The sequence below is a fragment of the Streptomyces sp. NPDC046985 genome (assembly GCF_040644415.1).
GTDB lineage: Bacteria > Actinomycetota > Actinomycetes > Streptomycetales > Streptomycetaceae > Streptomyces.
Genome location: NZ_JBEYWK010000012.1, coordinates 134,795 through 146,956, shown reverse-complemented (window position 1 = coordinate 146,956; position 12,162 = coordinate 134,795). Strand labels below are relative to the sequence as shown.

At 73.4% G+C, this 12,162-nt stretch carries 10 protein-coding genes; 6 read left to right on the top strand and 4 right to left on the bottom strand.

The window, feature by feature from the left end; all coding sequences use genetic code 11:
• Positions 1-156: 156 nt before the first annotated feature.
• Positions 157-1,407, bottom strand: a complete 1,251-nt coding sequence (locus ABZ861_RS17585) for a helix-turn-helix domain-containing protein (protein WP_361630805.1) — start codon at positions 1,405-1,407, stop codon at positions 157-159.
• Positions 1,408-1,568: 161 nt separating this feature from the next.
• On the opposite strand from ABZ861_RS17585, the gene ABZ861_RS17580 reads away from it, so the two are divergent.
• Together ABZ861_RS17580 and pruA are read left to right on the top strand one after the other, a co-directional pair.
• Positions 1,569-2,495: a proline dehydrogenase family protein gene (locus ABZ861_RS17580; RefSeq protein WP_361630802.1), complete on the top strand. Its 927-nt coding sequence runs from the start codon at positions 1,569-1,571 to the stop codon at positions 2,493-2,495.
• A gap of 138 nt (positions 2,496-2,633) precedes the next feature.
• On the top strand, positions 2,634-4,265 hold the full coding sequence (pruA, locus tag ABZ861_RS17575) for an L-glutamate gamma-semialdehyde dehydrogenase (protein ID WP_361630799.1): 1,632 nt from the start codon (positions 2,634-2,636) through the stop codon (positions 4,263-4,265).
• A 214-nt stretch (positions 4,266-4,479) separates the two neighbouring features.
• On the opposite strand, the gene ABZ861_RS17570 is transcribed toward pruA, so the two are convergent.
• A complete protein-coding gene (locus tag ABZ861_RS17570) occupies positions 4,480-4,686 on the bottom strand; it encodes a DUF5988 family protein (protein ID WP_361630796.1) in 207 nt (68 codons plus the stop codon).
• A gap of 336 nt (positions 4,687-5,022) precedes the next feature.
• On the opposite strand from ABZ861_RS17570, the gene ABZ861_RS17565 reads away from it, so the two are divergent.
• From ABZ861_RS17565 to ABZ861_RS17555, 3 genes are all read left to right on the top strand, one after another.
• Complete coding sequence (locus ABZ861_RS17565) at positions 5,023-5,154, top strand: hypothetical protein (RefSeq protein WP_361630793.1); 132 nt, start codon at positions 5,023-5,025, stop codon at positions 5,152-5,154.
• 111 nt (positions 5,155-5,265) lie between these two features.
• The gene (locus ABZ861_RS17560) at positions 5,266-6,309 is read left to right on the top strand and encodes a 3-isopropylmalate dehydrogenase (protein WP_361630790.1); all 1,044 of its coding nucleotides are present in this window, start codon (positions 5,266-5,268) and stop codon (positions 6,307-6,309) included.
• Between the two features lie 282 nt (positions 6,310-6,591).
• Complete coding sequence (locus tag ABZ861_RS17555; RefSeq protein ID WP_361630787.1) at positions 6,592-7,680, top strand: branched-chain amino acid aminotransferase; 1,089 nt, start codon at positions 6,592-6,594, stop codon at positions 7,678-7,680.
• Positions 7,681-7,879: 199 nt separating this feature from the next.
• Here the strand turns inward: ABZ861_RS17555 and ABZ861_RS17550 are convergent, their stop codons facing one another.
• Positions 7,880-9,085, bottom strand: coding sequence for a cytochrome P450 (locus ABZ861_RS17550; RefSeq protein ID WP_361630784.1), 1,206 nt, complete (start codon positions 9,083-9,085; stop codon positions 7,880-7,882).
• Positions 9,086-9,790: 705 nt separating this feature from the next.
• Here ABZ861_RS17550 and cimA point away from each other — a divergent pair.
• Positions 9,791-11,395 carry a citramalate synthase gene (cimA, locus tag ABZ861_RS17545; protein ID WP_361630781.1) on the top strand — a complete coding sequence of 535 codons (1,605 nt, stop codon included), beginning with the start codon at positions 9,791-9,793 and terminating at the stop codon, positions 11,393-11,395.
• Between the two features lie 37 nt (positions 11,396-11,432).
• Here the strand turns inward: cimA and ABZ861_RS17540 are convergent, their stop codons facing one another.
• Entirely contained in the window at positions 11,433-11,993 is a 561-nt protein-coding gene (locus tag ABZ861_RS17540; RefSeq protein ID WP_361630778.1) for a GPP34 family phosphoprotein, read from the bottom strand.
• Between the last annotated feature and the right edge of the window lie 169 nt (positions 11,994-12,162).

The following is a 12,162-nucleotide window of genomic DNA, read 5'->3' as shown; positions in this document are numbered from 1 at the left end:
ACGGGGGAGCCGGGGGAGCCGGGGGAGCCGGGGGAGCCGGGGGAGCCGGGGGAGCCGGGGGAGCCGGGGGAGCCGGGGGAGCCGGGGGAGCCGGGGGAGCCGGGGCAGCCCTGGCAGTTCCCAGGGTCTCGGGCGCCCCGGTAGCTAGGCGGCGTCCTAATACAGCCGCGCCGCCTTCAGTGTCATGTGCAGCAGCAGCCGGTCCTCGCCGTCGTCCAGGTCCAGGCCGGTGAGGCGCTCCACCCGGGACAGGCGGTAGTACAGGGTCTGGCGGTGGACGCCCAGTTCTGCGGCGGCGCGACCGGCCTGGCCGGCGCAGTCGAGGTAGACCTCGGCGGTGCGGGCCAGCTCCCGCTGCTCCGGGGCCAGCAGGGCGCTCACCGCCGGATCGCGCGCCGCCCGCGGCGGGAGCGCGGTGAGCAGCCGGAACGGACCGATCGACGCCCACTGAGCGACGGGCCCGAGCCGCGGCTCCGCCAGCGCCGCACGGGCCGCCGCCGACGCCTCCGCCCAGGCCGCGGCCAGCTCGGCGAGACCGGTGCGCCCCGCCGCGATCCCCCCGACGGCGAGACCGGTGCGCCCCGCCGCGATCCCGCCGACCGCGAGGCCGGCGCGGTCGCCGCCGTCGAGCGAGGCCGCCCGCTCCAGCAGCCGCGTCGCCGCCGACACCGCCGGTCCCAGCGTGTCCGTCGAGCGCAGCCGCACCAGCAGCGCCAGGCACTGCTCGGCGCTGCCCCAGGGCGCCGTGCACCCGGCGGCGGCGCCCGGCACGGTGCGCACCGAGGGGGCGTCGCCGGGGTCGGCCGAAGGCCAGGGCGCCACGCACACCAGCGTGTGCGGCCCGTCCGCGCGGGCACCCAGGGCCGCGCGCAGCTCCGCTGCCGCCATGTCCCGGGGCCATCCGCGCTCGGCGGTCAGCACGGCCCGCAGCTCCCGGGTGAGATCGGCGCCGTGCTGCGCCTCGTCCGCGAGCAGTGCGCCGATCCGGCCCGTCACCCGCATGGCCGCGTCGAGCTGCTGGTCGCCGGGCCCGGGATCGTCGGCCAGCAGCCAGACGTAGCCGAGCACCACGCCCCGATGGCGCACCGGGAGGCAGACCCGCCCCCGGTACACGCCCGCCTCGGGGGTGGGCGGGATGCGCACCGGGCCGGTCGCCCGGGTGATGCCGAAGCCCTCGAACCAGCTTCGGACGGCGGCCGTGGACCGGCGGGTGAGGATCGAGCGGGTGCGCACCGGGTCCAGCGCCGACGGATCGAGGTCGCCCTCGTCGTCGTAGGCGCCGAAGGCGATCAGCTCGAAGTCGCGGTTCTCCAGCGTGGCCGGCGCCCCGAGCAGCTCCGAGATCTCGTCGACCAGCTCCTGGTAGTCACCCTTGTAGTCGGCCGTCACCCGGGCATTCTCGCGCATTTCGCGCGGCTCTCATACATCTGTCTGAGATCGGGGCCGCGGATGCGTGACGTCTGTCGATGGCCGACGATCAGGGGGATCCCTAACTTTCGCAGTGGTTCTCCGTGCCGTCCCCGAGCATTCGGGTCTCGGCCTCCTGCTGACTGTTGTGGAGGTGCCCCGTGCTGGGTCCCGTGATTCTTGCCGCGTCGCGCAGCGACCGGATGCGACGCCTGATCTCGGCGGCCCCGGTGACCAAGCAGGTCGTGGACCGGTTCATCCCCGGCGAGAGCGTGGACGAGGTCGTCCCCATCATCGAGGACCTGACCGGCCGGGGCCTGGAGCTGACCATGGACGTGGTCGGCGAGGACATCACCACCCCCGAGCAGGCCGCCGCCGCCCGGGACGCCTATCTGGCGCTGATCGACCGGATCGGGGGCCTGCGGCTCGGCCCGCGGGTCGAGACGTCGGTGAAGCTGTCCATGTTCGGCCAGGCCCTCGACGGCGGCCACGCGCTGGCGCTCGCCAACGTCCGCCCGGTGGTCGAGGCCGCCGCCGCCGTCGGCACCACGGTCACCCTCGACGCGGAGGACCACACCACCCTCGACTCGATGTTCGCGATCCACGAGGAGCTGCGGAAGGACTTTCCGCAGACCGGCTGCGTCATCCAGGCGTACCTCTACCGCACCGAGGCCGACGCGCGCCGCCTCGCCGCGAGCGGCAGCCGCGTACGGTTGGTGAAGGGCGCCTACAAGGAGCCCGCCCAGGTCGCCTACCAGAACAGGCACGAGATCGACAAGGCGTACGTCCGGATCCTGCGCACCCTCATGGAGGGCGACGGGTACCCGATGGTCGGCTCGCACGACCCGCGCCTGATCTCCATAGCGCAGGAACTCGCCCGGACGGTCGGCCGCAAGCTGGACGAGTACGAGTTCCAGATGCTGTACGGCATCCGCGGCGACGAGCACCTGCGGCTGGCCGCCGAGGGCCACCGCATGCGCGTCTACACCGCCTACGGCACCGACTGGTACGGCTACTTCATGCGGCGCCTGGCGGAGAAGCCGGCCAACCTGCGCTTCTTCGCCCGCTCGATGGTCAGCACGGGCTGAATCCCGTCAGCGCGAGCTGAACCCCGGTAGCACGGGCTGCACCCCCTCGGCGCCGGCTGACCCGGTCGGCACGGGCTGACCCGGCCCCCGCCCCGCCCCCGTTCGCAACACCGCTCACGTCAAGGAGTTACGGAACCCATGGACGCTGTGACCCAGGTCCCCACCCCCGTCAACGAGCCGGTGCACGGCTACGCTCCCGGCTCGCCCGAGCGCGTGCGCCTGGAGGCCAGGCTCAAGGAGCTGGCCGAGAACCCGGTGGAGCTGCCCTGCACCATCGGCGGTGAGAAGCGCATGGGCGGCGGCGAGGTCTTCGAGGTCGTCCAGCCGCACAACCACAAGGCCGTGCTCGGCACCGCGCGGCACGCCACCGGGCAGGACGCGCAGGACGCGATCGACGCCGCGCTCGCGGTGGCCCCGGCCTGGCGCGCGATGTCCTTCGACGACCGCGCCGCGATCATCCTGCGCGCCGCCGAACTGCTGGCCGGTCCGTGGCGCGAGACGATCGCCGCGTCCACCATGCTCGGCCAGTCCAAGACCGCGCAGCAGGCGGAGATCGACAGCCCCTGCGAGCTGGTGGACTTCTGGCGCTTCAACGTCCACTACGCCCGCCAGATCCTGGCCGAGCAGCCCCCGGCGAACTCCCCGGGCGTGTGGAACCGCATGGACCACCGCCCGCTGGAGGGCTTCGTCTACGCGATCACGCCGTTCAACTTCTCGGCCATCGCGGCCAACCTGCCCACCGCCCCGGCCCTGATGGGCAACGTGGTGATCTGGAAGCCGTCCCCGACCCAGACCCACGCCGCCGTGCTGCTGATGAAGCTGCTGGAGGAGGCGGGCCTGCCCAAGGGCGTGATCAACCTGCTCACCGGCGACGGCGTGGCGGTCTCCGAGGTCGCCCTGAACCACCGCGACCTGGCCGGCGTCCACTTCACCGGCTCCACCAAGACCTTCCAGTACCTGTGGAAGACGGTCGGCGCCAACATCGAGAACTACCGCTCCTACCCGCGCCTGGTCGGCGAGACCGGCGGCAAGGACTTCGTGGTCGCGCACCCGAGCGCCGACCGCGCGGTGCTGAAGACGGCCCTGACCCGGGGCGCCTTCGAGTACCAGGGCCAGAAGTGCTCGGCCACCTCCCGCGCCTACCTCCCGGCCTCCCTGTGGAACTCCGGCTTCAAGGAGGAGTTCGCGGCCGAGGTCGACTCCCTGACCATGGGCGACGTCACCGACCTGTCGCACTTCATCGGCGCGGTCATCGACGAGCGCTCCTTCGCCAAGAACAAGGCCGCCATCGACCGGGCCCGGCAGGACGCCTCCTGCACGATCGTCGCGGGCGGCGACTACGACGACTCGGTCGGCTACTTCGTCCGCCCGACCGTCATCGAGTGCACCGACCCGGAGAACGAGGTCTTCACGACCGAGTACTTCGGCCCGATCCTCGCCGTGCACGTCTACGAGGACGACCGCTACGAGGAGATGCTGACCCAGATGGAGTCGGTGTCCGACTACGCGCTCACCGGCTCGGTCATCGCGGGCGACCGCGCGGCCGCCGCGCACACCATGGAGAGGCTGCGCTACGCGGCCGGCAACTTCTACATCAACGACAAGTCGACCGGCGCCGTCGTCGGCCAGCAGCCCTTCGGCGGCGGCCGCGCCTCCGGCACCAACGACAAGGCGGGCGCCCCGCAGAACCTGATGCGCTGGACGCTGACCCGCGCCATCAAGGAGTCGCTGATCTCGCCGACCGACTACACCTACCCGCACATGGGCTGACGCCCCCCGGGGGGTCTCCCCGAGGCGCGCGAACGGGCCGGGTCCGCACAGGGCCCGGCCCGTTCGCATGCCGCCGCGCAGGCGCCGCCGTCCAGGCGCGTCCGTCCGGACACGTCCGCTCAGGCGCCGCGCCCCGCCGCGCGTGCGCGCTCCCCGAGCGCTGACCACCCAAGCCACCTACCAACGCCCCGCCGCGCGCGTGCGCGCTCCCGCGCTAGCCGGGCATCTCCGTCCGCTCCCACCACTCGTACACGGGCAGCCTGCCCTCCGGCGTGTCCGTGTGGCGCGCGGTCGGCCTGAAGTGCTCGTAGCCGCCCCGCAGCTCGATCTTCAGGTCCTCCCCGGGCGCGGCGATCGGGACGATCCGCTGGGGCAGGTCCTGCGGGCCGCCCTCCAGAAGTGCCTTGGCCGTGTCGTTCATGACCCCACCGTTCCCGGCGCCGCCCCCCGATCTCGCCGGCCGCGCGAACGATCAGCCGTATGGGCGGAGGGCGGGGCGCGGCGGAAGGCGCAGGTCGCGGCCGGGTACGCCGACGCGCCGTCTCAGATAGTAGGAAGCCCGAGTAATCATGCAGACACACGGGCGCTCCTCGCCTAGCTTGGTAGAAGCCGAACGTCTCGCTTGATCCAGCGAACGGCGGTCGTGAGCCGGGCCCCTGCGCAGGTGATCCCTGCGGCCCGCTCCCCGCCTCTTCCGGCGTCTCGCAATCCCTCCCTGTCCGCGCGCTCAGCGCTGTCCCGAAGGAGTCGATCCCCCATGGCCGAGACGACCGATCGCCGCCGCGTCCGCCACGTCGCCCGCACCGCCGACGCGGACCGCAGGCAGGCCGCCGCCGCCCTCCAGCGCGCCCTCGACCGCCGTGACAACGGCGGCCAGACGGGCCACTGAGGGGCTGCCGAGCCCTCCGCGCCGCCCCGAGCACACCGGCGCCTGACCACGACGTGTCCGCATCGCGGACACGTCGTGTCATTCCCTGGGACGAAGAGTTAAGGTGCCGACATGTCTCGCAGCCTCGATCTCGCAGTGATCCCCGGTGACGGCATCGGTCAGGAAGTCGTGGCCGAGGGCCTGAAGGTGCTCTCCGCCGTCCTCCCGCAGGACGTCAAGCTGGAGACCCGGGAGTACGACTTCGGCGCCCGGCGCTACCACGCCACCGGCGAGACCCTGACCGACGCCGACCTCGACGCCCTCAAGCGGCACGACGCGATCCTGCTCGGCGCGATCGGCGACCCGTCGGTGCCCTCCGGCGTGCTGGAGCGCGGCTTCCTGCTCAAGCTCCGCTTCGCCTTCGACCACCACGTGAACCTGCGCCCGAGCAAGCTGCTGCCCGGCGTCGCCACCCCGCTGGCAGGCGATCCGCGGATCGACTTCGTCGTCGTCCGCGAGGGCACCGAGGGCCCCTACACCGGCAACGGCGGCGTGATCCGCCAGGGCACCGAGCACGAGGTGGCCACCGAGGTCTCGGTGAACACGGCGTTCGGCGTCGAGCGCGTGGTCCGCGACGCCTTCGCCCGCGCCCAGGCCCGCCCGCGCAAGAAGCTCACGCTGGTGCACAAGAACAACGTGCTGACCTTCGCCGGTCACCTGTGGACGAGCGTCTTCCACAGGGTGGCCGAGGAGCACCCGGAGGTCGCCACCGAGTACGTGCACGTCGACGCGGCCACCATCTACCTGGTCACGCAGCCCGAGCGGTTCGACGTCATCGTCACCGACAACCTCTTCGGCGACATCCTCACCGACCTCGCCGCGGCCGTCTCCGGCGGCATCGGCCTCGCGGCCTCCGGCAACATCGACCCCAGCGGCGCCTTCCCGTCCATGTTCGAGCCGGTGCACGGCTCGGCCCCGGACATCGCCGGCCAGGGCACGGCGGACCCCACCGCCACGGTCCTCTCCACCGCCCTGCTGCTGCGCCACCTCGGCTACGACGCCGAGGCGGCCCGGATCGAGGACGCCGTCGGCGCCGACCTTGCGGAGCGCGGCGCGCTGCCCGCGCGCGGCACCGCCGAGATCGGCGACGCGCTCCGCGTACGCGTAGCCGGCTGACCCCCCGAGCACGGCGTGCAGGGGGGGAGCCCCCGGCGCCGCTCGGAGAACCTCCGAAGCCGTCGGGCGGCATCCGCGCCCGGCGGCTTCCCCCTGCCCGCCGCCGGGCGCCACCATCGACCCGGGGACGCACTCACCCCGTATCCTTCCGCCGGGGTCCGCGCGCGATAATCGAACGCGGAGCCGCGAAATGAGGGAACGCCCGGACGTCCTGGCACAGGCCGCCGGCCGTGCGGGCGTGTGCGCGGCCCCTCACTACGACCCGGTGAAGGACACTCACTCATGACGACGCCCACGATCGAGCTCAAGCCCTCGGCCCACCCGCTCTCCGCCGCCGAGCGCGAGGCGATCCTCGCCCGCCCCGGTTTCGGCCGCTACTTCACCGACCACATGGTGACGATCAGGTGGACCGAGGGCCGGGGCTGGCACGACGGCCAGCTCGTCCCGTACGCGCCGATCTCCCTCGACCCGGCCACCCACGTCCTGCACTACGCCCAGGAGATCTTCGAGGGCCTGAAGGCGTACCGCCGCCCCGACGGCTCGGTCGCCACGTTCCGTCCCGAGAAGAACGCCCGGCGCTTCCAGACCTCCGCGCACCGGCTGGGCATGCCCGAGCTGCCCGTCGAGACCTTCATCGAGGCCTGCGACGCGCTGGTCCGGCAGGACATCGCGTGGGTGCCCGCGCACGGCGGCGAGGAGTCCCTCTACCTGCGCCCGTTCATGATCTCCACCGAGGTCGGCCTGGGCGTCAAGCCCTCCAACGAGTACCTGTTCCTCGTGATCGCCTCCCCGGCCGGCGCGTACTTCCCGGGCGGCGTCAAGCCGGTCTCGATCTGGGCCTCGGAGGACCGGGTCCGCGCCGTCCCCGGCGGCATGGGCGACGCCAAGACCGGCGGCAACTACGCGGCCTCCCTGCTCGCCCAGGCCGAGGCCGCCGCCAAGGGCTGCGACCAGGTCTGCTACCTCGACGCCGTGGAGCACAAGTGGGTCGAGGAGCTGGGCGGGATGAACCTGTACTTCGTCTACGGCGACAGGATCGTCACCCCGGCGCTCAGCGGCTCGATCCTGGAGGGCGTCACCCGCGACTCGCTGCTGACCGTCGCCCGTGACCTCGGCTACGCCTCCGAGGAGGCCCGGATCTCCCTCGACCAGTGGCAGCGGGACTCCGAGAACGGCACGCTGACCGAGGTCTTCGCCTGCGGCACGGCCGCGGTGATCACCCCGGTCGGCGCCGTCAAGCGGGCGGGCGCCCAGTGGCAGCAGTCGGGCGGGGAGTCCGGCGAGGTCACCATGAAGCTGCGCGAGGCCCTGCTGGACATCCAGCGCGGCGCCGCCGAGGACAAGCACGGCTGGATGCACGAGCTGGGCTGACCCGCGCGCCCGGCGCCCGCGCGGGGCGGGGACGGCGCCGACTGACGGAGGACGGCTCCGGCGCCCGCGCGGGCCGGGGACGGCGCCCTGACCGGCGCACCGCCCCCACCGGGTCGGGCGCCGCCGGGCCACCGCCCCCACCGGGGCGCCGCTCGCGTCGGGCGTCAGGCGCCGCGCCGCGCCGGACCGGCGCGGCGTCCTACCAGGCGACCGGCAGGCTCAGCGGGAACCGCCGGATCGTCTCGTCGTCCCAGCGCACCTCCTCCGCCGGAACCGCGAGCTTGAGGCTCGGGAAGCGCTCCAGGAGCCGCCCGACGGCGATCTCCAGCTCCGCCATGGCCAGCGGCACCGCGATGCACCGGTGGCCGCCCCAGCCGAACGTCATGTGCGGGCGGTTCGGGCGGGAGAAGTCGATGGTGTGCGGGTCCGGGTAGCGGTTCGGGTCCCGGTTGGCCGTCAGGTACGACACGTGCACGTAGTCGCCCTTGCGGATCTTCACGCCGTCCAGCTCCACGTCCTCCAGGGCGACCCGGGGGATGCCGACGCCCTTGCGGAACGGGATGTAGCGGAGCATCTCGTGCAGGACGTCCGTCAGCCTCTCGGGGTGCTTCCTGGCGTAGTCCATGAGCTGCGGACGCGTCAGCAGCAGGTAGGCGATGTCGCTGATCTGGCAGGTCGCCGTGTCCTGGCCGCTGAGCGTCAGCGTCAGCGTCATGACCGCCAGCTCGCGGTCGTCGAGCTGCTCCTCGCCGTCCCGCGCCGCCGCCATCATGCTGATGAGGTCCTCGCCCGGGTCGACGCGGCGCTTCGCCACCAGCCCGGCGAAGTAGTCCGTCAGCTCGGTCTTCGCCTGCGCGGCGGCCTCCTTGCCGCCCGGACCGAGGATGAGCAGGCGCTGCACGGACTCCTGCATCCGGGGCCATTCGGCCCGCTCGATGCCGAGCAGGTCCAGGATGGTGTGCCGGGGCAGCGTCTCCGACAGGTGCGCGACGAGGTCCGCCGGGGGGCCCTGCTTCTCCATGTCGTCCAGCACCCGGTCGGCGAGCGCGACGATGCGGTGCCGCAGGCCGTCCACCTGGGGCTGCGTGAACGCCTGCGAGGCCAGCTTGCGCACGCGGGTGCTGACCGGCGGGTCCATCACGTTGACCGACTCGGGCGAGACGATGGGCTCCGGCGTCATCCGCGGGTAGTCCTCGCCGATGATGCCCGCCCGGCTGAACCGCTGGTCGGTGACGACCTGCTTGACGCCGTCGAAGCTGGTGACCAGCCAGGCGTCGGCGTCGCCGTACTCGAGGCGGATGCGGGTGGGGGTCGAGTCGCCCATCTGGTGGGTGAGGGACGGGTCGAACTCCAGGGCGGTGCTGAAGTCGAACGGGCAGTGGGTCGTCTCATGGCTTGCGGACATCGGCTGACTCCTACGGGCATGGGTACGACGTCGGGGGTGTCCACCGCCCGCCCCGGGCGCCGGCGGGCGTGCGGGCGCCGCCCGGGGCGGGCGGCGCGGCGGTGGACGCGGTCGCACCGCAGGCGGGGCCTGGGTGCGCCGGTCGGGCAGACAGGCGTCTCCTCCAGCGATCCAAACACGGGAGCGGCCGCGCACCGCTGCTCAGCGGCCTTTCATGCGGCCAAGGGAGTGACCCGGGCCGCCGGACGCGGCGTTCGCGCGGCCGCCGCGACCCGCACGGGACCCGGTGGCCGCAGGCGTGGAACCGCTCGGTGGGCGCCGGCGACGGCGCCCGGCGCCGGGGCCCCGGTCGGGCGCGCGCGGGACCGCGGGCGAGTCGCGGAGGAGGCGCGGAGGAGTCCGAGGTCACGCCCGCATCCTGAGACGGCGGTGAGGGGGCGGGCGGGACTGTGCCAGACTTCCCGCGTGCTCTCGTTCGCCGTGATTATGGGCAGCAGGCGCGCCGGTCCGCAGTGACCGTCCCGTACGACCCGGTACGGGCGGCCGCCGTCGTCTCGACCCGCGCGCAGACCTCTCGCACCCGCGAGGGGTCTTTCGCTTTCCCGGCCCACCCGCAGCCGGAGGCGAGGGCGCGCGGGACCATGGAGAGACGGTGGAACCGGTCATCGACGACAAGACCGAGATCCCCCACAGGAGTCTTCAGACATGTCCGAAACCAGCCGGCTGGACGACGCGTTCCACGTCTTCGACACCACCCTGCGCGACGGCGCCCAGCGGGAGGGCGTCAACCTGACCGTCGCCGACAAGCTGGCCATCGCCCGGCACCTGGACGACTTCGGGGTGGGCTTCGTCGAGGGCGGCTGGCCCGGCGCGAACCCGCGGGACACCGAGTTCTTCGCCCGCGCCCGCGAGGAGATCGACTTCCGGCACGCCCGGCTGGTCGCCTTCGGCGCCACCCGGCGGCCCGGCGCGAGGGCCGCGGACGACCTCCAGGTCAAGGCCCTGCTGGACTCCGGCGCCGAGGTGATCACCCTGGTGGCCAAGGCGCACGACCGGCATGTGGAGCTGGCGCTGCGCACCACGCTGGAGGAGAACCTGGAGATGGTCCGGGACACCGTCTCCCACCTGCGCTCCCAGGGGCGCCGCGTGTTCGTCGACTGCGAGCACTTCTTCGACGGCTACCGGGCCGATCCCGGGTACGCCAAGGCGGTCGTCCGCGCCGCCGCCGAGGCGGGCGCGGACGTCGTGGTCCTGTGCGACACCAACGGCGGCATGCTGCCCGCCCAGGTCCAGGCGGTCGTCGCCACCGTGCTGGCCGACACCGGCGCCCGGCTCGGCATCCACGCCCAGGACGACAGCGGCTGCGCGGTCGCCAACACCCTGGCCGCCGTGGACGCCGGCGCCACCCACGTGCAGTGCACGGCCAACGGGTACGGCGAGCGGGTCGGCAACGCCGACCTCTTCCCGGTCGTCGCCGCGCTGGAGCTGAAGTACGGCAGGCGGGTGCTGCCCGAGGGGCGGCTGCGCGAGACCACCCGCGTCTCACACGCCATCGCCGAGGTCGTCAACCTCACCCCGTCCACCCACCAGCCCTACGTCGGCGTGTCCGCCTTCGCCCACAAGGCCGGACTGCACGCCTCCGCGATCAAGGTCGATCCTGACCTGTACCAGCACATCGACCCCGAGCAGGTCGGCAACACCATGCGCATGCTGGTGTCCGACATGGCGGGCCGGGCATCGATCGAGCTGAAGGGCAAGGAGCTGGGCATCGACCTCGGCGGCGACCGCGAGCTGGTCGGCCGGGTCGTGGACCGCGTCAAGGAACGCGAGCTGAAGGGGTACGCCTACGAGGCCGCCGACGCCAGCTTCGAGCTGCTGCTGCGCGCCGAGGCCGAGGGCAGGGCGCTGAAGTACTTCGACGTCGAGTCCTGGCGGGCCATCGCCGAGGACCGCCCCGACGGCACCCACGCCAACGAGGCCACGGTCAAGCTGTGGGCCAAGAGCGAGCGCATCGTCGCCACCGCCGAGGGGAACGGCCCGGTCAACGCCCTGGACCGGGCCCTGCGCGTCGCCCTGGAGAAGATCTACCCCGAGTTGGCCGCCCTGGAGCTGGTCGACTACAAGGTCCGCATCCTGGAGGGCAGGCACGGCACCTCCTCCACCACCCGCGTGCTGATCTCCACCTCGGACGGCCGGGGCGAGTGGTCCACGGTCGGCGTCGCGGAGAACGTGATCGCCGCCTCCTGGCAGGCCCTGGAGGACGCCTACACCTACGGCCTGCTGCGGGCGGGCGTCCAGCCGGCCGGATAGCGCCCCCCGGCCGGCGCCGCCCCGCTGCCCGCCCCGGTCAGGGCGCCCGCCAGATGTTGTCGAAGGCCGCCTCCTCGATGCTCCGCCGCTGCCGCACCGCCTCCAGCTCCGTCACCGCCTCGTGCACGGCGGCCAGCACGGTCGCCAAGGCGTCGTCCTGGGGGACGGCGCCCTCGTCGGCGGGCCCGTCTTCCCCGGCGCCGATGCCCGCGGCGGCGGCCAGCCCGGCGAGGACCGGCTCTTGGGCCGTCCAGCGAGCCGCCGCCGTGCCGTGCTCCGCGTCCGCGGCCGCGCCCCGGGCCCGCAGATCCGAGGCGTAGGCGGCGGCCAGGCCGTCGCCCCGCCGCCACAGCCAGTCCTGCACGCTCTCGTAGGGCCGGTCCCGGACCAGCGCGGCGGCCGCCTCGTCCAGCAGCCGGTCCCCGGCGTCCGCGGGCGGCCCCGGCACGACCCGGTCGTCGTCCAGCGACAGCAGGCCGCCGGTCAGCAGGTCGGACAGTTCGGCGCCCGCGAGGGCGAGCGACAGGTCGCCCTGCTGCACGGGCAGGCTGGACGGCACGTCCAGGCTGAGGATCAGCAGGTCTCGGGGTGTGGTCATGCCGGACTCCTGGTCGGGGCCCCGGGAGCGGCTGGCGCGTCGGGGCGGGCGAACTGGTCCTCCCGAACCGGCGGGCGGCCGCCGCCCCGGGAGGGCTCCCGGTCGGGCGGCGCCGGTCGGGAAGGGTGGTCACGCGTGAGGATACGTCACTTGAGCTGCCATTTCTGGT